Source organism: Acinetobacter sp. YH12116, assembly GCF_013418895.1.
Lineage (GTDB): Bacteria > Pseudomonadota > Gammaproteobacteria > Pseudomonadales > Moraxellaceae > Acinetobacter > Acinetobacter indicus.
On record NZ_VPBE01000004.1, the window covers coordinates 73,590 to 98,965 of the forward strand.

Genomic DNA, 25,376 nt, shown 5'->3' on the forward strand with positions numbered 1-25,376 from the left:
GATGCTGTTTATTAATACCCGTCCGGCCGATCGTGCCTGTGCCTTGTCACAGGCTTTAAGGCAACAGGCCTGGTCGGTGATTGAGCTGCCTCTGCTGGAATTACAGGCCTGTCCCTGGTCCGATGCATTGGCACAGCTGTACCAGCAATTACCACAGGCGCAGCGGATTGTGGTGGTCAGCCCGACCGCAGTACACATCGGGATAGAGTATCTGGCGAAAAGCGGTATTCATCTCGATCAATTACAACATTTACAGTGGATTGCGGTTGGTGAAAAAACGGCGCAGGTACTGGCAGAATACGGAATTTCGAGCGCCGTGCCGGAGGTTGAAACCTCGGAAGGCATGCTGGAACTGCCTTTATTAAAATCCCTGGCGGCCGGTTCGTGTATTGCCTTCTGGCGCGGTGAAGGTGGACGTCAGTTTATGATGGACAGCCTGCAACAGGCCGGAATGCAGATTCTGAATTTTATTTTATATCAGCGTCAGTGTCCGGCCGCGTCGATTCAGCAGATGCCCGCGCTATTGCCACAACTGCAGCAGCACCGGGACTATTGGATGCTGATTAGCAGTGAGGCCAGCTGGTTAAACTGGTTGCGGCTGAGTCAAGCACAAAAAGAATTATTGAACCGGGGACGTTATCTGGTGCTGGGTGACCGCCTGGAAGCGCTGTTGATGGATTATCAACAACAGCATCACACCCGTTTTCAACTGATCAAGTTGACGAATTTAAAAACAGAAACAATACTGCAGCAGATTGAGCTTAAATCAGGACACGCATGAAGAAGCTACTTATTTTATTATTGATCATCGGCTTGGCCTGGATGTTAAAGCTGAGCTATGACGTATTTAAAATAACGGCGCAGCAGTCCGAATTGTCTCAGAGTATGCATCAGGCGGAAAAAAGCCGCGCCAATCTCAATGACCAGCTAGTGGCTTTGCAGCGCCAGAGTAGCAATCCTTCACCGTCAGCATCTTCAAGTGCGCCTGCAACTAATACTACAGTGCAGATCAGCCAGACCACGATCACGCCGCAGCAGATGCTTCAACAGCAGCTGGAACTGATCGAATTTGCCTTAAAGCAGGCGCAATATCCGTATGCACTGGAAAAGTTGGCAGTACTGGATGTTCAGCTGAATCAGTGGGCTTTGTCACCGGCCTTGGCCGAAAGCCTGCATCAAACCCTGAGCAAAGACCGGCAGCTGATCCAGCAATTTGCGGCACAGCGCAGTGCCCAGCAGCAGCAGGTCACTCAGGCTCTACAGCAGCTGGATCAGCTGTTGCGTCAGGAAATCCAGCAGCCACAACTGCAGCCGGCGCAAGAGGCCAATCCGGCCTTCTGGCATAAGTGGTTGAAACTGGAAGCCGTCGAGCAGCCAGCGACTGTACTTAGTCAGCGTCAATTGCTGTTAAAAGAAGCGCAGTTGCGTTTATTACTGGCACGTCAGTTATTAGGACAAGGCCAATATCTGAATTATCAGCAGGAGCTGACTGAAATTTTTCATCTGTTACAGCTGCTGCCGGATCGGGGGGCGCAGCAGTTAAGCGCTGAATTGGCGGAAATTCAGAGCCTGACCGTGATTCCTGTGCCGGTGCTGACCAGCCGCACCTTATTGGATGAATGATCATGAAGCAGATTGTTCTGGCCTATGTTTTGGTCACGTTAGTGCTGGTGGCCTTGCTCAGTGTATTCAGTTATGGCTATGGCGCGGGCTATGTTTACCTGTATTGGCGTGACTGGCAGCTACAGACCAATATCTGGGTGCTTTTAATTTTATTGATGCTGATCAGTCTGGTGGTGCAGCTGATCTGGGCGATGCTAAAGCGTTATTTAAGCCGTGAACAGCGTAAGCAGGCAGCGGTGTTTGATTTCCAGCATTTACATCCTTATGAGCAAATGGCAGTAATCTGGCTGCTGGATGCCGCGCGTGAGCAGGACGCCTTTATCCGTCAGGTATTTAACCAGTCTGGTTTATTAAAAGCCGTGATTCATTCACGCCTGTCGCTGATGCAGCAGGATTATCCGGTGGCCTTGCAGATGTTAAACCAGAGTAATGCCATGGCCTTTGAGCTGGCCGAGTTGCAGCGTATTGAAATTTATCTGGCGCAGCAGCAACCGGAAAAAGCCCTGACCCATCTGGAATTTTTAAATGGCCATCAACTGTCGCCGTGGCTCAAAGATGTCAAACAGGCCTATGAACAGCGCTTAACCGCACTGTGGGGGGAGTTTGCACTGCAATATCCGTGGTTATATTTGCGTGCGACTCAATATGGGCATTTAGGGTTGGACAGCAAGCAGTTATGGCTTGAGCAAATCTTGCAGCATTTTGAGCAGGCCACACCGGAAGCATTGCAGGATTTAAAACAGCGTTATTGCAATCTGTCCGGGCAGATATTTACCCAGCCGTATGCGATTAAAGTGCTGTGGTTAAAAGTGCTGGTACGCTTAAGCGATATGGGAGAGCAGCAGGATCATCTGGCGGTGCATTTACTGTCTGAACAGTTTCATCAGGATGTGTTCTATTTATGGTTCCAGCAGCAGCTGTTAAAACCGGTACCGGATTATCTCAAGATTGAAGATTATCTGAATCAGTGGGAACAGCAATATCCTGCTTTACCGGTATTGAGTTTTGCCAAATGGCATATATTGGAAGCTACCGGTCGTCATGACGATGCAGCACAGCTTCTAGATTTATATCCGGAACATATTTTAATGAACTATTTAAGAATTAAATCAGCATTAAAAGATCAACCACATTTACAGCAGCAGTTAAATCTGGTGTTTGAAAATAATAGTCATTTCATGAAAATTAAAATCTAGGTAAAGTCGCATGCAATTAACCGATTATCCAGTAATTCATCAACAAGTGGTGGCATGGGGCGATATGGATGCGCTTGGTCATGTCAATAATGTGATGTATTACCGCTATATTGAAAGTGCCCGCATTCATTATATGGATCAGATCAGAATGATGCAGCAATCCTTTTCGACGGTAGTGGCATCAAATCAGTGCAAATATATGCGTCCGGTATTTTATCCGGATACCTTAAAAATAGGTGTGCGGGTTGAGGAAATCCGAAATAGTGCTTTTCGCATGCATTATCTATTATGGAGCGAGCAGCAGCAGGCTGTAGTCGCGAGTGCAGAAGCCATCATGGTTTGTGTTAATTCTGAAAGTATGCAGAAAATGCCATTACCCGAGTCGATTCGGCAGCGTATTTTGGCTTTGGAAAATAGTGTGGGGCATTATCTGGATTAATTCTAATCCCGAATAAATAGATTATTTATCTCTGTTAATAATTGTTTTTCATTTCAAATAATGATTGAAACTTAATTCAGATAAAAATATGATGTATTAATGCAATTGAAGTAAATTAATATAAAAGCATACTTGTGGAGTAAATATGATGCCCGATATTAGTAATTTGTCTGTAGAACAATTAAAGCGCTTGCAGGAAGAAGCGGAAGCATTAATTGCATCGAAAAAGGACCAAGCAGTTGAAGATGCATATAATCAGATTTTGGCAATTGCTGAAAATGCGGGTTTAAGCATTGAACAGATTCTTGAGTTTGGTGCGTCTAAACGTAAAAAGAATGTACGTAAATCGGTAGAGCCGCGTTATCGTAATAAAGCCAATGCCAATGAAACCTGGACAGGTCGTGGTAAGCAACCGCGCTGGTTAGTGGCAGAACTGGAAAAAGGTGCCAAGCTTGAAGACTTCTTGATCTAAACTTCATCAGATTGTCATCTAAGCGCACTAGAGTGTCGAAACCAAGCAGAACTGCTTGGTTTTTTTATGTGTATCCGTTGGTGTTGTAAAAAAAGTGTGCATAATGTGTGCATGAAAATAACAATTTGTTCATGAATGCATTAGATAGGTTGGTCGTGGTGGAATGATAAAGAAACCGAGATACATCACGTGGTGGATTTTCGCCATCATTGCTTTTTTAATTTTTGTGTTATTACAGATTCCTGCAGCTTGGTTAATTTCAAAGTTTTATAAAAACAATCAGAGTTTACATAATGTCAGTGGTAACATCTGGCAGGGGCAGGCAGATTGGCACAAGGGACAGTTGCGTGGCAGCTTAAGCTGGAATACGCGTCCTTTAGACCTGTTATTGCTGAAAGTGGCAGCCGATGTTGAAATCCATAGTGGTCATACCGAATTAAAAGGCGTGATGGGTTACCGTTTTGGGACCTTCATGCTGAACGCTGTACATGGCCGTGTTGCGCCAGAAACTCTAAAAACCCTGGTCGACTGGCAATGGCCGACCAATCCGATTCAATTGCAAAATATCGATCTGAACTATAACAAGCAGCAAGGGTTTGCCCAGGCACAAGGCCAGCTGAACTGGGCCGGCGGGGAGCTGGTGTATCAGTTTGCCCAGCGTCAAGAGCGCATGACCGTGCCCACGCTGAAAGGCACGCTGTCGGATGAAAGCGGAAAACTGAAAATTGATGTGCGTGATGCACGTGACCAGAAAATGATAAACCTGAGTCTGGATCAGGAGATGATGCTGGATGTGCAGCTGACCCAGCGTTTATTGATGCATGTTCCTTCTTATGAAGGCAAGGCTGGTGCTGATACCTATGTAATCAGTACCCGCCAGCCGCTATTCAAGGGAGGCTTCTGATGCAGAAAATCTGGGAACAGCTGCAGACTCTCCAGCTGAAACAGGCCGATCGTGTCGCACCGTTATTGCTGGCGCTGCTGATTCTGTATTTATGCTGGAAGCTGGCCAGTCTGTTCTGGCTATTACTGGCGCCGCCTCAAGCGATGCAACTGGATCGGGTCGAACTGGGTTCGCAGCAGCTGCGTGTACCGAATATCAGCAGTTTTGCCTTGTTTCATGAAGCGAGCCAGCGTACGCAGGCCGAAGACAATCTGAACCTTCAATTACAAGGCGTGATGGTCGGTTATCCCAACCAGTTTTCTTCTGCCGTGCTCAAAGTCAATGAGGTGGCAGAGCGCTATCGCGTCGGCGATGTGATTGAAGGCAGTGGTTATCAGTTGGCTGAAGTGTACTGGGATCGGGTGATTTTGCGTCATAGCAGTGGCGCCACCCGTGAGATAGAGTTTAAAGGCATTGAAAACGGGCTGAATCAGCCGATTGTGCCGACACAAACCCCAGCTACGCCCAACAGAAATCCGGCACCGGCAACAACTGCGCAAAATGCGATTGGTCAGGCGGTGCAAAAGATTCAGCAAGACCGGGAACGCTATTTACAGGATATGGGTGTAAATAGTGGTAATGGTCAGGGTTATGAAATTACCGCACGGACACCGGCGGCACTCAGAAACAGATTGGGATTACAACCAGGCGACCGGATTTTATCCTTAAATGGTCAGACTGTCGGACAAGGGCAAAATGAAGCCCAATTGCTGGAACAGGCAAGACAGGACGGTCAGGTCAGACTGGAAGTTCAGCGTGGTGACCAGGTCATCACGGTACAACAAGATTTTAAGTGACGGATTTGTCACCTTATAGGGTTAGGAAACACGGTAGATTATGGCTTTATTAAATCATGAGCGTCCGCTTTGGGCATTGGTGGTCGGCGCACCTCTGGTGGCTATGGTAAGTACGGCGAGCTATGCACAAACCTGGAAAATTAATTTACGTGATGCTGACCTGACTGCATTTATTAATGAAGTGGCCGATATTACCGGCAAGAACTTCGCGGTTGATCCACGGGTGCGCGGCAATGTTACGGTCATTTCCAACAAGCCGTTGAACCGCAATGAAGTCTATGACCTGTTTCTGGGCGTGCTCAATGTTAATGGGGTAGTGGCTATTCCCTCGGGTAATACCATCAAGCTGGTGCCAGATAACAATGTCAAAAGCTCCGGAATTCCGTTTGATGCACGCCAGAATGCGCGCGGCGACCAGATTGTGACCCGGGTCATCTGGCTGGAAAATACCAATGCCAATGACATGATTCCGGCTTTACGGCCTTTAATGCCGCAATTTGCCCATCTGTCTGCGGTGGCCGGCACCAATGCCCTGATTGTTTCGGACCGGGCCAGCAATATCTATCAGCTGGAAAATATCATCCGTAATTTGGATGGCACCGGCCAAAATGATATTGAAGCCATTTCGCTACAGTCCAGTCAGGCCGAAGAAGTGATCGGGCTATTGGAGTCAATGAGTTCGACCGGTAATGCCAAAGATCTCAAAGGCTCGCGGGTGCGAATTGTGGCGGATAACCGGACCAATCGCATTATCATTAAAGGCGATACCGCCACCCGCAAGCGTATCCGCCAGATGATTGAAATGATGGATGTGCCGGCGGCTGACCGTCTCGGTGGCTTAAAAGTCTTTCGCTTAAAATATGCCAGTGCGCAAAGCCTGGCGGAAATTCTGCAAGGGCTAGTATCGGGGCAGGCGGTCAGCAGTTCATCTTCCAATACGAAAAACAGCAGTAATAATAGCGTTAGCAATCTGGTCAATAACAGCAGTAACAGCACATCCAGCAATAGCACGGGCAGTACCTCGCCAAGTATTACCCTGAATAACGGTTTTGATCAGCAGAGCCAGATCACCAGCTTTAATGGCAATGGCGTCAGTATTATTGCCGATAGTAGCCAGAACGCCCTGGTGGTCAAAGCCGATCCACAGCTGATGCGCGAAATTGAATCTGCGATTCAACAGTTGGATACACGCCGTCAGCAGGTGCTGATTGAAGCCGCGATTATAGAAGTAGAAGGAACAGATGCGGACCAGCTAGGTGTGCAATGGGCTTTGGGTGATATCAGCAGCGGAATTGGCTTAATTAACTTCGATAAGTTTGGTACTAGTCTGAGAAATATTGCCGCCGGTTATTTAACTGGAGGTGCAGCGGGTGCTGGTGGCGCGATTGGCGCGGGTACCTCACTGGTGCTGGGGGATTATCAAGAAGGTAGTGATGGTTCACGCCGTTTGTATGGTGCGCTGATTCAAGCTTTAAAAGAAACCACCAAATCCAATCTGCTATCGACCCCATCCATTGTCACCATGGACAATGAAGAAGCCTATATTGTGGTTGGTGAGAACGTGCCGTTTGTCACCGGTTCGGTCAGTACAGGAAATGGTACCGTCAATCCCTATACCACCATTGAACGTAAAGACGTCGGGGTTACCCTGAAAGTGGTGCCGCATATTGGCGAAAATGGCACAGTGCGTCTGGAAGTGGAACAGGAAGTCTCTGGGGTCAATCGAGATCGTGGACAAGCACAGGATTTGGTGACCAGCAAGCGTGCAATTAAAACTTCGATTCTGGCCGAACATGGGCAAACCATCGTACTCGGTGGCTTAATCTCGGATAATACTACGTATGGACGTCAGGCTGTTCCAGGTCTGGGAGCGATTCCAGGTATAGGACGCTTATTTCGCGCTGAAGGTAAGTCTAATCAGAAACGTAACTTATTGATCTTTATCCATCCAACGATTGTGGGGGATAAAAATGAAGTGCGTAAACTGACGCAGCAACGTTATGGTCAACTCTATAGCCTGCAATTGGCACTCGATTCAGACGGTAGTTTTGCCAAACTGCCGGAGCGGGTGGAAGATATCTATCAGCAGCGGGTGCCGGTGTCTAAAACTCCCCTAAATCAAACCCGTTATCAGCAGGTGCCATCCGCGACCCCTGCAGCACAGTCGGGGGCGGCTGTAGTAACCACACCCGTTGCGGTAGAGCCGGCGCTGCAGCGTCAGACCTTAAGCCCGCAAGTCAGCAAAACCACCAATACCACCACCACGACCACCTTAAGACCGCGCTCTTAACAGAGCGGACATGGAATCTGGTTTTGAGCATGTTATGATGGGCAAAAATTTAAAGAGAAGTTCGCTATGACTTGGAAATTACAAGCAATTACGGGTGAATTTACCGGGCAGGAAATTAGTGTTGATCGTGACATGCTGGTGGGGCGTCATCAGGAAGCTGATGTGGTGCTGCAGTCGGCTGAAGTATCACGCAAACATGCTGCGTTGTTACTGAAAGCTGAAGACCTGTGGGTACAAGACTTAAATTCATCCAATGGCACCTTTGTGAATGACCTGCGGATTGAGCAGGAAACTCCGTTGCATGAAGGTGATATTGTCCAGTTTGCCAGCTTTAAATTTTCAGTCCTGGCACCAGCCAAACCGGAACTGTTGGCAGATGAGCCGCTTGCGCCTGCAGGCACCGAAGTAGAACAGATTCCTGAGCTGGATGTGGTGGAAACCGCTACTGCAGCCGAGCCGACAGAAACTGTAGCAGTGAAAACGCCGGCACAGCAGATGAATGATCAGGGTATGCCTGAGCTGAAAGAGCGTGATGCATCGGTACAATTGACACGTGATGGCATGCCAACCAATGTCGGTGTACCAAAACCGGCCCCAATTCCTGAAGGGACCGATTTAAGCGCGGCCACCCCAGAGCCACAACCGGTACCGGTTGAGCAGCCTGTATCACGCGTTGAGCAGGAAAAAGAGCAGCAGAAAAATGCCTCTGTCGGCCTGATGACCATTATTGTGCTGGTGATCCTGGCAATTATTGCCTGGCTGTTGTTTAAATAAACCGCGACACAGCATACAATCGAGGCATGCTTTGGCATGCCTTTATTTTTTGAGAGGACCAAAATGTCTGTGGCCAAACTTGACACCCGTGAGCTGATTTTATTTGACCTGGACGGCACGCTGGTCGATTCAGCCACCGATCTGTATCGTGCCATGAATATGAGCCTGAATGCCTTGCAGCTGCCCATGGTCACCGAAGCACAGGTACGCACCTGGATTGGCAAAGGCACCTCGGTATTTTGTCACAGCACCTTGCTGCATTTAACCGGAGAGGTGCATCCCGATCAGCATCAGCAGCTGCTGGAAACTTTCCTAGGAATTTACAATGCCGATCCTTGTCTGGATACCCAGCCTTTTGCCGGAATTCTGGAGTTTCTGGAATGGGGCAAACAGCAGCAGAAAAAAATGATCTGTGTCACCAACAAGCCCGAGCTGCCATCACGCGCCATTTTAGATGCACTGGACATGAGCCATTATTTTGTTGATGTGATTGGTGGTGATCGGTTTAGCGAACGTAAACCGCATCCACGCCAGTTATTGCACTGTGTTGAGACCTTTGGGGTAGAAAAATCCCAAGTGTTGATGATTGGCGACTCTTCCAATGATGTGGAAGCCGCACGTCGTGCCGGTATTGATTGTATTGTGGTCAGCTATGGCTATAATCATGGCGAGAGTATTTATGATTGTCAGCCGCAGCAAGTAGTGGATAATCTGACAGAATTATTAGCTTCCTAATGTAAGAATAGATGTAAAAGGACACCGCAATGAGTGATTGTGTAGTTTTTCGATGGCGTCACTAAGTCAGCACCTACCAGCAACCTTCCTATGACCCCGCGAAAATGAAAGAGATTCAACATGACCACTCAAGCCCAATATCAACAACTGCAAGCTGCCGGCTATAACCTGATTCCTGTCTACCGTCAGCGTCTGGCCGATACCGAAACCCCATTGTCTGTGTTTGCGCGTTTAAAAGAGCATGAACAGGCCTATCTGTTTGAATCTGTCGAAGGCGGTGAAAACTGGGCGCGCTATTCGATTATTGGTCTGGGCGAGTCGACCGTATTTTCTTGCAATGAAGGGCAGTTGACCATTCAGCAGACCAATGGCGAACTGCTACAGCAGCCGTGTAGTGATCCTTTCCAGTTTATCCGTGATTTCCAGGCCCAGTTTAAAGTGCCAACACAGGCCGATTTACCGGCGTTGCCAAGCTTTACTGGTGGACTGGTCGGTTACTTTGGCTATGACGCGGTGCGTTATATCGAACCGCGCCTGAACAATATTCCAGATGCTGATCCGGTGGGCCTGCCGGATATCTGGATGATGCTGTCTAAAACCGTAATCGTATTTGACAACTTAAAAGATACCTTATTCCTGATTGTGCATGCCGATAGCAAGGATGCTGATGCCTATCAGAAAGCGCAGGCGCAACTGGATGCGCTGGAGCAGTTGCTGGCGACACCGGTGAACTTGCAGGCGCAAACCCATACGGCACCGCATTTTGAATCTTTAACCGGTCACGACAACTTTATTGCCTCGGTTGAGAAAGTCAAAGAATACATCCGTGCTGGTGATGTCATGCAAGTGGTGCCGGGGCATCGTATGGTGTCTGACTTTGATGGTGAGCCGTTACAGGTCTATCGCGCTTTACGTCACCTTAATCCATCACCATATCTGTTCCTGGTGCAAGGGCGCACCTTGGACAATGACACCCCATTCCATATTGTTGGGTCATCGCCGGAAATTCTGTCACGTCTGGAAAATGGTATTGCCACCGTGCGTCCACTCGCTGGCACACGTCCACGTGGTAAAACCAAAGAAGAAGATCTGGCCTTGGAAAAAGATTTACTTTCTGATGAAAAAGAGATTGCTGAGCATTTAATGCTGATTGACTTGGGTCGTAATGATGTTGGTCGCGTCTCAAAAATTGGCAAAGTGCAGGTGACTGATCAAATGGTGATCGAACGTTATTCGCATGTCATGCATATTGTGTCCAATGTGCAGGGTGAAGTGCGTGATGATGTTGATGCCTTGGATGTTTTTAAGGCAACTTTCCCGGCAGGCACACTTTCTGGGGCACCAAAAATCCGTGCCATGGAAATTATTGACGAAGTTGAGCCAGTAAAACGTGGAATTTTTGGTGGTGCTGTTGGTTATTTAGGCTGGCATGGCGAAATGGACATGTCGATTGCGATTCGGACCTGCGTTATTCGTGAAAATAAGGTCTATGTTCAGGCTGGCGCAGGCCTTGTTGCCGACTCAAATCCTGAATCTGAGTGGAATGAAACCCAAATAAAAGCTCGCGCAGTGATCAAAGCGGTTGAATTATCGTCAAACGGATTGATTTTGTGAGTTTTTGACGGTTTTTTTAAAAAAAACACTTGCACGGATTTCAAGTTTTGCTAAACTGCACACCGTTCCGATACGAAACGTACGAAACACTAAGAAACGCCGGCATAGCTCAGTTGGTAGAGCAACTGACTTGTAATCAGTAGGTCCACAGTTCGAATCCGTGTGCCGGCACCATCTTAGAGAATTCGAGATGTGAAGTAAAGAACGAGCACTGCAATAAGTGTGATATTGGTGGGATTCCCGAGCGGTCAAAGGGAGCAGACTGTAACTCTGCCGCGTAAGCTTCGAAGGTTCGAATCCTTCTCCCACCACCATTAACTTCGAATGAAGTGGTACATTACCAACAATGTGCGGGAGTAGCTCAGTTGGTAGAGCGGCAGCCTTCCAAGCTGCATGTCGCGAGTTCGATCCTCGTCTCCCGCTCCATCATCGAAGATGATCGCTCTTATAGCTCAGTGGTAGAGCACTCCCTTGGTAAGGGAGAGGTCTCGAGTTCAAATCTCGATAAGAGCTCCAGATACAGTTTAGCAACTTGGTTGCATGAGATTTAAAGAAAGCAGGCTATTTAGTCTGCTTTTTAAGTATTAGGTGTCTAGTTTTTTAGGCGATATGTCGAGGCTGGGTATTACTCAGATTGTGTTCGACGTAAACGAGGAAAATAAACATGGCTAAGGCTAAGTTTGAACGTAATAAGCCACACGTTAACGTGGGCACAATCGGTCACGTTGACCATGGTAAAACAACTTTAACAGCTGCAATTGCAACTGTATGTGCGAAGAAATTCGGTGGTGAAGCGAAAGATTACGCTGCAATCGACTCTGCTCCAGAAGAAAAAGCACGTGGTATTACAATTAACACTTCTCACGTAGAATACGATTCTCCAACTCGTCACTACGCTCACGTTGACTGCCCGGGTCACGCCGACTATGTTAAAAACATGATCACTGGTGCTGCTCAGATGGACGGTGCGATCCTTGTTTGTTCAGCGACTGATGGTCCAATGCCACAAACTCGTGAACACATCCTTCTTTCTCGTCAGGTAGGTGTACCTTACATCATCGTATTCTTAAACAAATGCGATATCGTAGACGACGAAGAGTTAATCGAATTAGTTGAAATGGAAGTTCGTGAACTTCTTTCTACTTACGACTTCCCAGGCGACGACACTCCAGTAATCCGTGGTTCTGCTCTTGCAGCACTTAACGGTGAATCAGGTCAATATGGCGAAGACGCTGTTGTTGCTCTTGTTGAAGCACTTGACTCTTACATTCCAGAGCCAGTACGTGCAATCGATCAAGCATTCTTGATGCCAATCGAAGACGTATTCTCTATTTCTGGTCGTGGTACAGTTGTAACTGGCCGTGTAGAAACTGGTATCGTTAAAGTTGGTGAAGAAGTTGAAATCGTGGGTATCAAAGATACAGCGAAAACAACTGTTACTGGCGTTGAAATGTTCCGTAAGCTTCTTGACGAAGGTCGTGCTGGCGAGAACTGTGGTGTTCTTCTACGTGGTACTAAGCGTGAAGAAGTTCAACGTGGTCAAGTACTTGCTAAACCAGGTTCAATCAAGCCGCACACTAAATTCGACGCAGAAGTATACGTACTTTCTAAAGACGAAGGTGGCCGTCACACTCCATTCTTAAATGGTTACCGTCCACAGTTCTACTTCCGTACTACGGACGTAACTGGTGCGATCCAGCTGAAAGAAGGCGTTGAAATGGTTATGCCAGGCGACAACGTTGAAATGTCAGTAGAATTAATCCACCCAATCGCAATGGACGCTGGTTTACGCTTCGCGATCCGTGAAGGTGGTCGTACTGTAGGTGCGGGTGTAGTTGCTAAAGTAACTGCATAATTATAAAATAAGTTTCACAAGCCGAAGTTTGCGGATTTCGGCTTGTTCTACAGGCCAGTAGTTCAATTGGTAGAGCGTCGGTCTCCAAAACCGAATGTTGGGGGTTCGAGTCCCTCCTGGCCTGCCATTTTTCAAAAAAAGCTTGATGCTGGCAAAACTGGTCATATAATAAGTCGCGAATCCTACGACGAGTACAAAAATGTCGAATGATAAATCGCGTGACGCATTAAGCGAAGCGCCAATTCCTCAAAGAAATAATCCTGCTGAAGTTGTAAATTCGGGTTCTCCATTAGACTACGTGTTGTGGATTATCGCCTTGATTTTATTCATTGCGGCAACCATGGTGAATCAGCATCTACCAGCGTACTGGGCACCGGCAAATGATATTTGGGTGCGCGTTGGGGTAATTTTGGCTTGTATCGTAGTGGCTTTAGGTTTATTATACGCCACCCATCAAGGCAAAGGCTTTGTTCGTTTATTGAAAGATTCACGAATCGAGCTGCGTCGAGTGACTTGGCCAACCAAGCAAGAGACAGTGACTACATCTTGGCACGTACTTGCAGTTGTAGTTGTAGCATCCATTTTATTGTGGTGTTTTGACTACGTTTTAGGTTGGGCAATTAAATTTATTATCGGGTAAGAGAGCTATGAAACGTTGGTACATTATTCATGCCTATTCTGGTTATGAAAAACAAGTGATGCGTTCGCTTAATGATCGAATCCAGCGTAGCGCTGTTGCCGATAGCTTTGGTGAAGTCCTGGTTCCTACCGAAGAAGTGGTAGAAATGAAGGATGGTAAGAAACGTAAATCTGAGCGTAAATTCTTTCCGGGCTATGTGCTAGTCGAAATGGAAATGAATGATGATACTTGGCACATTGTAAAAGAATGTCCAAAAGTATTAGGTTTTATTGGTGGTACACCGGAAAAACCTGCGCCAATTACGCAGCGTGAAGCTGATGCAATTCTTGCACGTGTACGCAATACTGGTGAAGCACCTCGTCCGAAGACGATGTTTGAACCAGGCGAAGAATTACTGGTAATTGACGGTCCATTCACCGACTTTAAAGGCGTGGTGGAAGAAGTCCTTTACGACAAGTCACGTTTAACGTTGACGATTAATGTATTCAATCGACCAACACAGGTTGAGCTGGAATTTCGCCAAGTCGAAAAATCAGTTTAATTCACTGCTGGTTGAAAACGCCCGATTTGTTATGGATCGGGCATTGTTGTTGTAACGGTATCGTTACTTAGAAATCATTGGGGAGCCTAGCGGCGTTTGTACCCAGAGGTAATTGAAAATGGCTAAGAAGATTGACGGCTATATCAAGCTGCAAGTTCCAGCTGGTAAAGCAAATCCATCTCCACCAATTGGTCCTGCACTGGGTCAACGTGGTGTTAACATCATGGCATTCTGTAAAGAATTCAATGCTGCGACACAAAAAGTTGAAGCTGGTCTTCCAATTCCAGTAGTGATCACTGTGTACAACGACAAGTCGTTCACATTCATCATGAAAACTCCACCTGCTGCTATTCTGCTTAAGAAAGCTGCTGGTATCCAGAAGGGTTCAGCTGTACCAAACAAAACTAAAGTTGGTAAGTTGACTCGTGCTCAGTTAGAAGAGATCGCGACTACGAAAGAACCAGACTTAACTGGTGCTGACTTAGACGCGCGTGTACGTACCATCGCTGGTTCTGCACGTTCTATGGGCTTGGAAGTGGAGCTATAAGACATGGCAAAGTTAACTAAACGTCAAAAAGCCATTGCTGCTGCTGTAGAAGCAAACAAAGTTTATACTTTGGAAGAAGCAGTACAAGTTCTTAACAGCCTTCCTGCAGCTAAATTCAAAGAATCTTTGGATGTATCTGTAAACCTAGGTGTTGACCCTCGTAAATCTGACCAGGTTGTTCGTGGCGCGACTACACTTCCTGCAGGTACAGGTAAAACTGTACGTGTAGCTGTGTTTGCTCAAGGCGCTGCTGCTGAAGCTGCTAAAGCTGAAGGCGCGGACGTAGTTGGTTTTGATGACCTGGCTGAAAGCATCCAAGCGGGTAACCTTGACTTTGACGTGGTAATTGCTGCTCCAGATGCAATGCGCGTTGTAGGTAAATTAGGTACAATCCTTGGTCCACGTGGCTTAATGCCAAACCCTAAAGTGGGTACGGTTACTCCTGACGTAGCAACTGCAGTTAAAAATGCAAAAGCTGGTCAAGCACGTTACCGTGTAGACAAAGCGGGTATCATCCACGCTGCGATCGGTCAAGTAGGTTTCACTGCTGAAGCTGTTCGTCAAAACGTTGAAGCTCTTGTAGCTGACCTGAAGAAAGCAAAACCTGCGACTTCTAAAGGTGTATACATCAAAAAGATCACTCTAAGCTCAACTATGGGTCCTGGTCTGACTGTTGATGTAAACAACGTTTCTAACTAAGTTTAACTTAGACAGAATTTTAAAGTCCTGAGTGAAATTTAAAGCACTGCTTTAAATTTCATGCAAGAGAGGGTATAAGCTTCACTCGAAGCATAGCTTCTCGTCTTGCGGATCGGCAAAGCGTTGCTTTGCTGATCGATCCTCAGGCGGACTTTGAATTGGTAAATGAGAATTTATCAGCGTCAAAGACCTCAGGCGAGGGGAGTTTTATGCTCTTCTCTTAAAATCCCAGCCTGCGTAGACGCGGTGGTGTGATTTATTCCTCCTCCGCGTGTGAGTTCAGTGATGAATTCACGAATTGGGAGTGTATCCCTTGTGGGTACATAAATCACCGTTAGGAGGTTTTACAATGGCTCTTCTTATCGAAGACAAAAAACAGATCGTAGCAGAAGTAAACGAAGTTGCTTCTCGCGCGTTCTCTGCTGTTGTTGCTGACTATCAAGGTTTAACCGTTGAGCAATTAACTGCTTTACGTGTTGAAGCGCGTAAGCTTGGTGTTACGACTCGTATCGTGCGTAATACTTTGGCTAAGCGTGCATTCGAAGGTACTCAATTCGATATCTTGAATGCAACTCTTGTTGGTCCAACAATCTTAGCTTTCTCGACTTCTGAAGACGACATGGGTGCAGCTGCACGCTTGTTCGAAGATTTCGCTAAAACAAACAAAGCATTTGAACTTAAAGCTGCTGCATTTGACGGCAAGGTTTATCAAGGTGCTGAAGTTAGCGTGATTGCAAATCTTCCGAACCAAGAAAAAGCGCTTACTATGCTTGCAAACGTTCTTCAAGCTCCTATTTCGAAATTGGGTCGCCTTATTACAGCACTCAAAGAGAAAAACGAGTCAGAAGCAGCTTAAGCTTAAATCAATTTACACACCATTCAATTTCCATTTGGAGTTATTCTCATGGCTTTAACTAACGAAGAAATTTTAAACGCAGTTGCTGAAAAAACTGTTCTTGAACTTGTTGAACTGATCTCTGCTTTCGAAGAGAAATTCAACGTATCTGCTGCTGCTGTTGCAGTTGCTGCTGCTCCAGGCGCTGGCGCTGCTGCTGCTGAAGAGCAAACTGAATTCAACGTTGAGTTGACTTCTTTCGGTGCAAACAAAGTTGCAGTAATTAAAGCAGTTCGTGAAGCGACTGGCCTTGGTCTTAAAGAAGCGAAAGACATGGTTGAAGGTGCTCCAGCAGTACTTAAAGAAGGCGTTTCTAAAGAAGAAGGCGAAGAGCTTAAGAAGAAACTTGAAGAAGCTGGTGCTACAGTTACACTTAAGTAATAGCTTAAGCGGAGTCGATTTTTTTATAATCGACTCCAAAAAATGGCTGATGGCTCTTGGGTCATCAGCCTTTTTGCGTTACAATAATCGGCTCGATTTTTGTTTGCATGATATAAATTTCATACAAATTAAAAATAAAGATAACAATCAAACGCTTACCAATATTTTTCAATGTTAAAAAATATTGTTAAGCGTTTTAATACCACTAAAAATTGCAGCATTTGTAAAGAGTGGTGGCCATATCGGCCTGCGTAATTCCTTCTGAGCCCGTTCTGCAGGCGGGCTTGGTTTACTTTCCGAGGACTCCAGATGGCATACTCATATACCGAAAAGAAACGGATCCGTAAGAATTTTGGTAAATTGCCCCAAGTCATGGAAGCACCGTACCTGTTGGCGATTCAAGTCGACTCGTACCGTACTTTCTTGCAAGATGGCAAATCTCCAAAAAACCGCGAAGATATCGGTCTCCAAGCCGCATTTCGTTCAGTTTTTCCTATAGAAAGTTATTCTGGCAATGCTGCTTTAGAATTTGTTGAGTATAGTCTTGGTAAACCAGAGTTTGATGTGCGCGAATGTATTCTTCGCGGCTCAACTTATGCGGCACCAATGCGCGTTAAAATTCGTTTGATCTTGAAAGATCGTGAAACGAAATCAATCAAAGACGTACGTGAACAAGAAGTCTATATGGGCGAAATGCCATTGATGACGGATAACGGTACTTTTGTGATCAACGGTACCGAGCGTGTAATCGTATCGCAATTACACCGTTCACCAGGCGTATTCTTTGACCATGACAAAGGTAAGACTCACTCAAGCGGTAAAGTGCTGTATTCAGCGCGTATTATTCCTTACCGTGGTTCATGGTTAGACTTTGAATTTGATGCCAAAGATTTAGTCTATGTACGTATCGACCGTCGTCGTAAATTACTGGCGACTGTGGTTCTGCGTGCCCTGAACTATAACAACGAACAGATTCTTGACCTGTTCTACGAAAAAGTTCCTGTTTACCTGGATATGGGTAGCTATCAGATCGACTTGATTCCAGAACGTCTGCGTGGCGAAATGGCACAATTCGATATCACTGATGCTGATGGTAAAGTCATTGTTGAACAAGGTAAGCGTATCAACGCACGTCATGTTCGTCAAATGGAAGCCTCTGGTCTGACCAAACTGTCAGTGCCGGATGAATACCTGTATGAGCGCATTACTGCCGAAGACATCGTGCTGAAAGATGGCGATGTGATTCCGGCCAACACACTGTTAAGCCATGAAGTGATGGTGAAGCTGGCTGAAGGCGGCGTGAAGCAGTTCAATATCCTGTTCACCAACGACATCGACTGCGGTTCATTCATTGCAGATACGCTACGTGCCGATACGACTACTGGTCGTGAAGAAGCACTGGTTGAAATCTACAAAGTGATGCGTCCAGGCGAGCCACCAACCAAAGAAGCAGCTGAGAACCTGTTTAACAACCTGTTCTTCTCTTCTGAGCGTTATGACCTGTCACCAGTCGGCCGTATGAAGTTCAACCGTCGTCTGGGTCGTCCTTATGAAGTCGGTACTGACCAGAAGTCGCGCGAAGTTGAAGGCATCCTGTCCAACGAAGACATCACGGATGTACTGAAAACATTGGTTGAAATCCGTAACGGTAAAGGTGAAGTCGACGATATCGACCACTTGGGTAACCGTCGTGTTCGTTCAGTGGGTGAAATGACTGAAAACCAATTCCGTGTCGGTCTGGTTCGTGTAGAGCGTGCGGTTAAAGAACGTCTATCACAAGCTGAAACTGATAACCTGTCTCCGCAAGATTTAATCAATGCGAAGCCAGTGGCTGCTGCAATCAAGGAATTCTTTGGTTCAAGCCAGTTATCTCAGTTCATGGACCAGAACAACCCATTGTCTGAAATCACCCACAAACGTCGTGTATCGGCGCTTGGTCCAGGTGGTTTGACCCGTGAACGTGCAGGCTTCGAAGTGCGTGACGTACACCAGACTCACTATGGTCGTGTATGTCCAATTGAAACGCCTGAAGGTCCAAACATTGGTTTGATCAACTCGCTATCTGTTTACGCGAAAGCCAACAGCTTCGGTTTCTTGGAAACGCCATACCGTAAAGTGGTTGATGGTCGTGTAACAGACGAAGTTGAATATCTGTCTGCGATTGAAGAAGTAGGGACTGTGATTGCACAGGCCGACTCGGTTGTAGATCAGGACGGTAACCTGACTGAAGAATTCGTTTCTGTACGTCACCACGGTGAATTCGTACGTATGTCACCTGAAAAAGTGACCCATATGGACGTATCTGCTCAGCAGGTGGTTTCTGTTGCAGCATCGCTGATTCCATTCCTTGAACACGATGACGCCAACCGTGCATTGATGGGTTCCAACATGCAACGTCAGGCCGTACCTACATTAATCGCGGACAAACCGCTGGTTGGTACCGGTATGGAAGCCAACGTGGCACGTGACTCAGGTGTGTGTGTGGTTGCAGGCCGTGGTGGTGTGATCGAGTTTGTTGATGCATCACGTATCGTAATTCGCGTCAATGAAGATGAAATGATCGCGGGTGAAGCAGGTGTAGATATCTACAACCTGATCAAATACACGCGTTCAAACCAGAACACCTGTATCAACCAGAACGTTGTGGTACGTTTAGGCGATAAAGTTGCACGTGGTGACATCCTGGCGGATGGTCCATCGACAGATGGCGGTGAACTGGCGCTGGGTCAAAACATGCGCGTGGCGTTCATGACCTGGAATGGTTACAACTATGAAGACTCGATCTTGCTTTCTGAGCGTGTGCTTCAAGAAGACCGTTTAACGTCGATTCACATTCAGGAACTGTCATGTGTTGCACGTGATACCAAACTGGGTGCTGAAGAAATCACGGCTGATATTCCAAACGTCGGTGAAGCTGCGCTGTCTAAACTGGACGAATCAGGTATTGTTTACATCGGTGCAGAAGTGACTGCCGGTGACATCCTGGTGGGTAAAGTAACACCAAAAGGTGAAACTCAGTTGACGCCTGAAGAAAAACTGCTTCGTGCCATCTTCGGTGAAAAAGCAGCGGACGTAAAAGACTCCTCTTTACGTGTTCCATCGGGCACCAAAGGTACAGTCATCGACGTTCAGGTCTTTACCCGTGATGGTCTGGAAAAAGACGAACGTGCACTGGCGATTGAGAAAGCGCAGCTTGATGCATACCGTAAAGACTTGAAAGAAGAATACAAAATCTTCGAAGAAGCAGCACGTGAACGTATTGTTCGTCTGTTAAAAGGTCAGGAATCGAATGGCGGTGGCGGCACTAAACGTGGCGACAAACTGTCTGAAGATATGCTGTCTGGTCTTGAACTGGTTGATCTGCTTGAAATCCAGCCAAGTGACGAAGCGATTGCGGAACGTTTAACGCAAATTCAAACCTTCCTGAAAGAGAAGAGCTTTGAAATTGACGAGAAATTCGCTGAGAAGAAACGCAAACTGTCTACAGGTGACGAACTGACCACTGGCGTACTGAAAGTGGTTAAAGTTTACCTTGCAGTGAAACGTCGTATCCAGCCGGGTGATAAGATGGCGGGTCGTCACGGTAACAAGGGTGTTGTATCCAACATTCTGCCGGTTGAAGACATGCCACACGATGCCAACGGTGTGCCGGTAGACGTGGTACTGAACCCGCTGGGTGTACCATCGCGTATGAACGTGGGTCAGATTCTGGAAACGCACTTGGGTATGGCAGCCAAAGGTCTGGGTGATCAGATCGACAAGATGCTGAAAGAACAGCGCACCATTCTTGAACTGCGTGAATTCTTGGACAAGATTTACAACAAGGTGGGCGGCGAGCAAGAAGATCTTGACAGCCTGACGGATGATGAAATCTTGGCGCTTTCTGGCAACCTGCGTGCCGGTGTTCCATTGGCAACACCTGTATTTGACGGTGCTGAAGAAGGTCAGATCAAAGACTTGCTTGAACTTGCGGGTCTGTCACGTACCGGTCAAACCGTATTGTATGATGGCCGTACGGGTGAGCGTTTCGACCGTCCAGTTACTGTCGGTTACATGTACATGCTGAAACTGAACCACTTGGTTGATGACAAGATGCATGCGCGTTCAACTGGTTCTTACTCATTAGTAACACAGCAGCCGCTGGGTGGTAAGGCACAATTCGGTGGTCAGCGTTTCGGTGAGATGGAAGTCTGGGCACTGGAAGCATACGGTGCAGCTTATACGCTTCAAGAAATGCTCACTGTGAAGTCGGATGACGTTGAAGGCCGTACCCGCATCTATAAGAACATTGTAGATGGTAACCATTATATGGATCCGGGTATGCCTGAATCGTTCAACGTATTGACCAAAGAGATCCGTTCTTTAGGTATCAACATTGAACTGAAAAATGGTGACTAAGAATCTCCATTAAATCTCCCTAAATCCCTCTTTGTAAAAGAGGGACTTTTCCCCCTTTGAAAAAGGGGGATTAAGGGGGATTAAAATTCAGTTAAAAAACAATATTTGTGACCCAGTCGGAAAGTGAAAATCTTACCGGCACACGGAGAAAAAAATTGAAAGACTTGCTCGATATCATGCGCAAAAAGACGGACTCAGACGGTCATGCTCCTGTAGAGTTTGACCGCATCCGTATTGGTCTTGCGTCACCAGAAATGATTAAGTCGTGGTCTCATGGTGAAGTTAAAAAGCCTGAAACCATTAACTACCGTACCTTCAAACCAGAACGTGACGGTTTGTTCTGTGCCAAAATCTTTGGTCCAGTCAAAGATTACGAATGCTTGTGTGGTAAATACAAGCGTATGAAATACAAAGGCGTCATCTGTGAAAAATGTGGCGTTGAAGTAACAACTGCAAAAGTTCGTCGTGAACGTATGGGTCACATTGAGCTTGCTTCTCCAGTAGCACACATCTGGTTCTTAAAATCACTGCCGAGCCGTATCGGTCTGTTATTAGACATGACCTTACGTGATATCGAACGTGTTCTGTATTTCGAATCTTATGTAGTGACTGACCCAGGTATGACTCCATTTGAGAAATACCAGCTTCTGAACGATGAAGAATACTTCAATGCGTTGGAAGAGCACGGTGATGAATTCACAGCGAAAATGGGTGCAGAAGCAGTTCAGGACCTGTTAAAAGACATCGATCTTGAAAACGAAATCTCACGCCTGCGTGAAGAAATTCCACAAACAACCTCTGAGACGAAACTGAAAAAAGCGTCTAAGCGTTTGAAATTGATGGAAGCGTTCAAAGAGTCGAACAACAAGCCAGAATGGATGGTGATGAATGTACTGCCAGTACTTCCGCCAGACCTTCGTCCGCTGGTTCCGCTTGAAGGTGGCCGTTTCGCAACGTCTGACCTGAACGACCTTTACCGTCGTGTGATTAACCGTAACAACCGTTTGAAGCGTCTTCTTGACCTTGCAGCGCCAGACATCATCGTACGTAACGAAAAACGTATGTTACAAGAGTCTGTAGATGCATTGCTTGATAACGGTCGTCGTGGTCGTGCAATTACCGGTTCGAACAAACGTCCGCTGAAATCTTTGGCCGATATGATCAAAGGTAAGCAAGGTCGTTTCCGTCAGAACTTGTTGGGTAAACGTGTTGACTATTCAGGCCGTTCGGTGATTACCGTAGGTCCTACTTTACGTTTGCACCAATGTGGTCTTCCGAAGAAAATGGCGCTGGAACTGTTCAAGCCGTTCATCTTTGCGAAACTGCAAGCCTCTGGTCAAGCCACTACCATTAAAGCTGCGAAGAAAATGGTTGAGCGCGAGACGCCAGAAGTTTGGGATGTTCTTGCATCTGTGATCCGTCAGCATCCAGTGATGTTGAACCGTGCGCCAACCCTTCACCGTTTGGGTCTGCAAGCGTTTGAACCGATCCTGATTGAAGGTAAAGCGATCCGTCTGCACCCGCTCGTTTGTGCTGCGTTTAACGCCGACTTCGACGGTGACCAGATGGCGGTACACGTACCATTAACACTTGAAGCGCAATTAGAAGCGCGTGCGTTAATGATGTCGACCAACAACATTCTGTCTCCAGCCAACGGTGAGCCAATCATCGTACCGTCTCAGGACGTGGTCTTGGGTCTTTACTACATCACCCGTGATGCGGTAAATGCCAAAGGTGAAGGCATGGTGTTCGCGGATACGCATGAAGTTAACCGTGCCCTTGCAACCGGTCAGGTTGATTTGCATGCTCGCGTAAAAGCGCGTGTATACCAAACTGTCATCAATGACAACGGTGAGCGTGAGCAACAAACTATTGTTGTAGACACCACACCAGGTCGCTGCCTGCTTTGGGAAGTTGTGCCAGAAGGTTTAAGCTTCGAGCAAATTAACGTTGAGATGACCAAGAAAAACATCTCCAAGTTAATCAACTCTTGCTATCGTAAACTGGGTCTGAAAGACACGGTCATCTTTGCTGACCAATTAATGTACTTGGGCTTCCGTCAAGCGACGCGTTCAGGTGTATCGGTTGGTATGGAAGATATGGTTATTCCACCAAGCAAACAGGCGATCATTGACAAGGCAGAAGCTGAAGTTCGTGAAATCGAACAACAGTTCGAACAAGGTTTCGTAACGGCCGGTGAACGTTATAACAAAGTCGTCGATATCTGGGCACGTACCAATGACCAGGTAGCGAAAGCGATGATGGACAACTTGTCTTTCACCACTGTGAAAAACAAACAGGGTGAAGACGAGAAGCAGAAATCATTCAACTCGATCTACATGATGTCGGATTCTGGTGCCCGTGGTTCGGCAGCTCAGATTCGTCAGCTTGCAGGTATGCGTGGTCTGATGGCGAAGCCGGATGGCTCGATCATTGAAACGCCAATTAAGGCGAACTTCCGTGAAGGTTTGACCGTACTTCAGTACTTCATTTCAACGCACGGTGCGCGTAAAGGTTTGGCCGATACTGCACTGAAAACTGCGAACTCGGGTTACCTGACGCGTCGTCTGGTTGACGTTGCGCAAGACTTGGTGATCACTGAGCCAGATTGTGGCACCATGGCTGGTCTGGTGATGACACCATTTATTCAGGGCGGTGACGTGATCGAGAACCTAGGTACGCGAGTACTGGGTCGTGTGGTTGCTGAAGACGTGAAGAAAGCCGGTTCAGATGAAGTGATCCTGCCACGTAACACCTTAATTGACGAAAAACTTGCCAACTTCCTGGAAGAGCAAGGTGTCGACGAAGTGAAAGTACGTTCAGTAGTATCATGTGAATCGACCTTCGGTGTGTGTGCGAAATGTTATGGTCGTGACCTTGCACGCGGTCACTTGGTGAACCCAGGTGAATCTGTGGGTGTTATGGCGGCACAATCAATTGGTGAGCCAGGTACACAGTTAACCATGCGTACCTTCCACGTGGGTGGTGCGGCAAGCCGAACTTCGGCTGCCAACAGTGTTCAAGTACGAAACAAAGGTACCGTACGTTTCCACAACGTGAAAACTGTACAACATGCCAAAGGTCACCTGGTATCGACCTCTCGTTCAGGTGAAATTGGTATTGCAGATGACTTAGGTCGTGAGCGCGAGCGCTATAAACTGCCTTACGGTGCGTCAATCTTGCTGAAAGATGGCGAAGCGGTAGAAGCAGGTGGTATCGTGGCGACTTGGGATCCGCATACCCATCCACTGGTAACTGAAGTTGCAGGTAAAGTACGTTTCAGCCAGATCGCTGATGGTGTCACTGTAACCTCGAAAACGGATGATGCAACCGGTATGACCACAATCGAAATCTTGCCAGTGACTTCACGTCCTGCGTCAGGTAAAGATTTACGTCCTGCTGTTGTGTTAGACACCGTGGACGGTGGTGAACAGTTCTACTTCCTGCCACAAAACACTATTCTTTCGGTTCGCGATGGCGAAACCATTGGTGTCGGTGACGTTATTGGTCGTGTACCACAAGAATCTTCACGTACCCGTGATATTACCGGTGGTCTGCCGCGTGTTGCTGACTTGTTCGAAGCACGTAAACCAAAAGAGCATGCGATTTTGGCAGAAGTGTCAGGTATCGTGAGCTTCGGTAAAGAGACCAAAGGTAAGAACCGTCTGGTGATTACCCCGGATGATGGTTCAGAGATCTACGAAGAGCTGATTCCGAAATGGCGTACTATTAACGTGTTCGAAGGTGAGCATGTGAACCGTGGTGAAACCATTTCTGATGGTCCACAAAACCCGCATGATATCTTACGTCTGAAAGGTGAAGTGGCGTTGACCAACTACATCGTGAACGAAGTTCAGGACGTTTACCGTCTGCAAGGTGTAAAAATCAACGACAAGCATATTGAAGTCATCGTACGTCAAATGCTGCGTAAAGTTGAAATCACTGACGGTGGTGATACCAGCTTCATCAAAGGCGAACAGGTGGATTACATCCGCGTGGTTCAAGAAAACCAGGCTGTACTTGCACAGAACAAGTTCCCAGCGAAGTTTGATCGCCAGTTGATGGGTATTACCAAAGCATCGCTGTCGACGGATTCGTTCATCTCTGCTGCATCGTTCCAGGAAACCACACGTGTGTTAACTGAAGCGGCTGTAACCGGTAAAGAAGATGATCTACGTGGTCTGAAAGAAAACGTCGTTGTTGGTCGTCTGATCCCAGCGGGTACAGGTTTGGCTTACCACTTAGAGCGTCGTCGTCAGGAAGCAGAAGCTGCAGAATTTGAACTGCAAAATGACTTCTCTGATGTAGACCAAGCATTAAGTCAGGCATTTAACCAGGAATTCTAAGCTGGTGAAATGACAACCAAGAGACGCCTTCGGGCGTCTTTTTTTATGCCTGAAAAAAGGGTATCGCGCTGTACTTTGGCGTTAGATGGGCCGGGTTGCTGCTGCAAAGCGGGTGTTTTTACATAAATCCTCTATTGGTTACCAAGTTGGTAACATATTGCTCAGATTCGACCCATCAATATCGAATAAGC

Annotated in this window: 20 protein-coding genes and 5 tRNA genes; all 25 read left to right on the top strand. The window is 46.9% G+C overall.

Annotated elements, in window-relative coordinates:
* Nucleotide 1: 1 nt before the first annotated feature.
* The 25 genes from FTU54_RS04300 (at nt 2) to rpoC (ending at nt 25,185) form a co-directional block, all read left to right on the top strand.
* A complete protein-coding gene (locus FTU54_RS04300) occupies nt 2-781 on the top strand; it encodes a uroporphyrinogen-III synthase (RefSeq protein WP_180046581.1) in 780 nt (259 codons plus the stop codon).
* Entirely contained in the window at nt 778-1,623 is an 846-nt protein-coding gene (locus FTU54_RS04305) for a hypothetical protein (protein WP_180046583.1), read from the top strand. The genes FTU54_RS04300 and FTU54_RS04305 overlap by 4 nt, the downstream gene beginning before the upstream one ends.
* A 2-nt stretch (nt 1,624-1,625) precedes the next feature.
* Nucleotides 1,626-2,819 carry a heme biosynthesis protein HemY gene (locus tag FTU54_RS04310; protein ID WP_180046585.1) on the top strand — a complete coding sequence of 398 codons (1,194 nt, stop codon included), beginning with the start codon at nt 1,626-1,628 and terminating at the stop codon, nt 2,817-2,819.
* Between the two features lie 10 nt (nt 2,820-2,829).
* Nucleotides 2,830-3,258 (top strand): thioesterase family protein, encoded by a 429-nt coding sequence (locus FTU54_RS04315; protein ID WP_016659684.1) that lies wholly within the window; start codon nt 2,830-2,832, stop codon nt 3,256-3,258.
* Nucleotides 3,259-3,403: 145 nt separating this feature from the next.
* Nucleotides 3,404-3,730, top strand: coding sequence for an H-NS family nucleoid-associated regulatory protein (locus tag FTU54_RS04320; protein WP_005181647.1), 327 nt, complete (start codon nt 3,404-3,406; stop codon nt 3,728-3,730).
* 163 nt (nt 3,731-3,893) lie between these two features.
* Nucleotides 3,894-4,634 (top strand): type II secretion system protein N, encoded by a 741-nt coding sequence (gene gspN, locus FTU54_RS04325; RefSeq protein WP_005181650.1) that lies wholly within the window; start codon nt 3,894-3,896, stop codon nt 4,632-4,634.
* Complete coding sequence (locus tag FTU54_RS04330) at nt 4,634-5,470, top strand: type II secretion system protein N (RefSeq protein ID WP_168369794.1); 837 nt, start codon at nt 4,634-4,636, stop codon at nt 5,468-5,470. The genes gspN and FTU54_RS04330 overlap by 1 nt, the downstream gene beginning before the upstream one ends.
* 40 nt (nt 5,471-5,510) lie before the next feature.
* Nucleotides 5,511-7,760, top strand: coding sequence for a type II secretion system secretin GspD (gene gspD / locus FTU54_RS04335; protein ID WP_180046587.1), 2,250 nt, complete (start codon nt 5,511-5,513; stop codon nt 7,758-7,760).
* Between the two features lie 66 nt (nt 7,761-7,826).
* On the top strand, nt 7,827-8,534 hold the full coding sequence (locus FTU54_RS04340) for an FHA domain-containing protein (protein WP_005181667.1): 708 nt from the start codon (nt 7,827-7,829) through the stop codon (nt 8,532-8,534).
* A gap of 63 nt (nt 8,535-8,597) precedes the next feature.
* On the top strand, nt 8,598-9,269 hold the full coding sequence (gene gph / locus FTU54_RS04345; protein ID WP_005181670.1) for a phosphoglycolate phosphatase: 672 nt from the start codon (nt 8,598-8,600) through the stop codon (nt 9,267-9,269).
* A gap of 120 nt (nt 9,270-9,389) precedes the next feature.
* Entirely contained in the window at nt 9,390-10,883 is a 1,494-nt protein-coding gene (gene trpE, locus FTU54_RS04350) for an anthranilate synthase component I (protein ID WP_168382015.1), read from the top strand.
* Nucleotides 10,884-10,981: 98 nt separating this feature from the next.
* Nucleotides 10,982-11,057: transfer RNA gene (locus FTU54_RS04355), tRNA-Thr, on the top strand.
* Between the two features lie 56 nt (nt 11,058-11,113).
* Nucleotides 11,114-11,197: transfer RNA gene (locus FTU54_RS04360), tRNA-Tyr, on the top strand.
* A gap of 36 nt (nt 11,198-11,233) precedes the next feature.
* Nucleotides 11,234-11,309, top strand: a tRNA-Gly gene (locus FTU54_RS04365).
* A 15-nt stretch (nt 11,310-11,324) separates the two neighbouring features.
* Nucleotides 11,325-11,399, top strand: a tRNA-Thr gene (locus FTU54_RS04370).
* Nucleotides 11,400-11,547: 148 nt separating this feature from the next.
* Nucleotides 11,548-12,738, top strand: a complete 1,191-nt coding sequence (gene tuf / locus FTU54_RS04375) for an elongation factor Tu (RefSeq protein ID WP_104513317.1) — start codon at nt 11,548-11,550, stop codon at nt 12,736-12,738.
* Nucleotides 12,739-12,789: 51 nt separating this feature from the next.
* Nucleotides 12,790-12,865, top strand: a tRNA-Trp gene (locus FTU54_RS04380).
* A gap of 72 nt (nt 12,866-12,937) precedes the next feature.
* Complete coding sequence (gene secE, locus FTU54_RS04385) at nt 12,938-13,378, top strand: preprotein translocase subunit SecE (RefSeq protein ID WP_005181678.1); 441 nt, start codon at nt 12,938-12,940, stop codon at nt 13,376-13,378.
* 7 nt (nt 13,379-13,385) lie between these two features.
* Nucleotides 13,386-13,919, top strand: a complete 534-nt coding sequence (gene nusG, locus FTU54_RS04390; protein WP_005181681.1) for a transcription termination/antitermination protein NusG — start codon at nt 13,386-13,388, stop codon at nt 13,917-13,919.
* A 118-nt stretch (nt 13,920-14,037) separates the two neighbouring features.
* On the top strand, nt 14,038-14,466 hold the full coding sequence (gene rplK / locus FTU54_RS04395; RefSeq protein ID WP_004868049.1) for a 50S ribosomal protein L11: 429 nt from the start codon (nt 14,038-14,040) through the stop codon (nt 14,464-14,466).
* A 3-nt stretch (nt 14,467-14,469) separates the two neighbouring features.
* On the top strand, nt 14,470-15,165 hold the full coding sequence (rplA, locus tag FTU54_RS04400; protein WP_005181684.1) for a 50S ribosomal protein L1: 696 nt from the start codon (nt 14,470-14,472) through the stop codon (nt 15,163-15,165).
* A gap of 349 nt (nt 15,166-15,514) precedes the next feature.
* A complete protein-coding gene (gene rplJ, locus FTU54_RS04405; RefSeq protein ID WP_075167586.1) occupies nt 15,515-16,021 on the top strand; it encodes a 50S ribosomal protein L10 in 507 nt (168 codons plus the stop codon).
* Nucleotides 16,022-16,069: 48 nt separating this feature from the next.
* Nucleotides 16,070-16,441, top strand: a complete 372-nt coding sequence (rplL, locus tag FTU54_RS04410; protein WP_004774018.1) for a 50S ribosomal protein L7/L12 — start codon at nt 16,070-16,072, stop codon at nt 16,439-16,441.
* A gap of 309 nt (nt 16,442-16,750) precedes the next feature.
* On the top strand, nt 16,751-20,839 hold the full coding sequence (rpoB, locus tag FTU54_RS04415) for a DNA-directed RNA polymerase subunit beta (protein ID WP_180046154.1): 4,089 nt from the start codon (nt 16,751-16,753) through the stop codon (nt 20,837-20,839).
* A gap of 155 nt (nt 20,840-20,994) precedes the next feature.
* Nucleotides 20,995-25,185, top strand: coding sequence for a DNA-directed RNA polymerase subunit beta' (gene rpoC / locus FTU54_RS04420; protein WP_005181690.1), 4,191 nt, complete (start codon nt 20,995-20,997; stop codon nt 25,183-25,185).
* Nucleotides 25,186-25,376 lie beyond the last annotated feature (191 nt).

What these genes read in the sequence shown, in the direction of transcription:
- FTU54_RS04300 (WP_180046581.1), top strand. Translation starts at nt 2, where the DNA reads ATGCTGTTTATTAATACCCGTCCGGCCGATCGTGCCTGTGCCTTGTCA.
- FTU54_RS04305 (WP_180046583.1), top strand. Translation starts at nt 778, where the DNA reads ATGAAGAAGCTACTTATTTTATTATTGATCATCGGCTTGGCCTGGATG.
- FTU54_RS04310 (WP_180046585.1), top strand. Translation starts at nt 1,626, where the DNA reads ATGAAGCAGATTGTTCTGGCCTATGTTTTGGTCACGTTAGTGCTGGTG.
- FTU54_RS04315 (WP_016659684.1), top strand. Translation starts at nt 2,830, where the DNA reads ATGCAATTAACCGATTATCCAGTAATTCATCAACAAGTGGTGGCATGG.
- FTU54_RS04320 (WP_005181647.1), top strand. Translation starts at nt 3,404, where the DNA reads ATGATGCCCGATATTAGTAATTTGTCTGTAGAACAATTAAAGCGCTTG.
- gspN (WP_005181650.1), top strand. Translation starts at nt 3,894, where the DNA reads ATGATAAAGAAACCGAGATACATCACGTGGTGGATTTTCGCCATCATT.
- FTU54_RS04330 (WP_168369794.1), top strand. Translation starts at nt 4,634, where the DNA reads ATGCAGAAAATCTGGGAACAGCTGCAGACTCTCCAGCTGAAACAGGCC.
- gspD (WP_180046587.1), top strand. Translation starts at nt 5,511, where the DNA reads ATGGCTTTATTAAATCATGAGCGTCCGCTTTGGGCATTGGTGGTCGGC.
- FTU54_RS04340 (WP_005181667.1), top strand. Translation starts at nt 7,827, where the DNA reads ATGACTTGGAAATTACAAGCAATTACGGGTGAATTTACCGGGCAGGAA.
- gph (WP_005181670.1), top strand. Translation starts at nt 8,598, where the DNA reads ATGTCTGTGGCCAAACTTGACACCCGTGAGCTGATTTTATTTGACCTG.
- trpE (WP_168382015.1), top strand. Translation starts at nt 9,390, where the DNA reads ATGACCACTCAAGCCCAATATCAACAACTGCAAGCTGCCGGCTATAAC.
- tuf (WP_104513317.1), top strand. Translation starts at nt 11,548, where the DNA reads ATGGCTAAGGCTAAGTTTGAACGTAATAAGCCACACGTTAACGTGGGC.
- secE (WP_005181678.1), top strand. Translation starts at nt 12,938, where the DNA reads ATGTCGAATGATAAATCGCGTGACGCATTAAGCGAAGCGCCAATTCCT.
- nusG (WP_005181681.1), top strand. Translation starts at nt 13,386, where the DNA reads ATGAAACGTTGGTACATTATTCATGCCTATTCTGGTTATGAAAAACAA.
- rplK (WP_004868049.1), top strand. Translation starts at nt 14,038, where the DNA reads ATGGCTAAGAAGATTGACGGCTATATCAAGCTGCAAGTTCCAGCTGGT.
- rplA (WP_005181684.1), top strand. Translation starts at nt 14,470, where the DNA reads ATGGCAAAGTTAACTAAACGTCAAAAAGCCATTGCTGCTGCTGTAGAA.
- rplJ (WP_075167586.1), top strand. Translation starts at nt 15,515, where the DNA reads ATGGCTCTTCTTATCGAAGACAAAAAACAGATCGTAGCAGAAGTAAAC.
- rplL (WP_004774018.1), top strand. Translation starts at nt 16,070, where the DNA reads ATGGCTTTAACTAACGAAGAAATTTTAAACGCAGTTGCTGAAAAAACT.
- rpoB (WP_180046154.1), top strand. Translation starts at nt 16,751, where the DNA reads ATGGCATACTCATATACCGAAAAGAAACGGATCCGTAAGAATTTTGGT.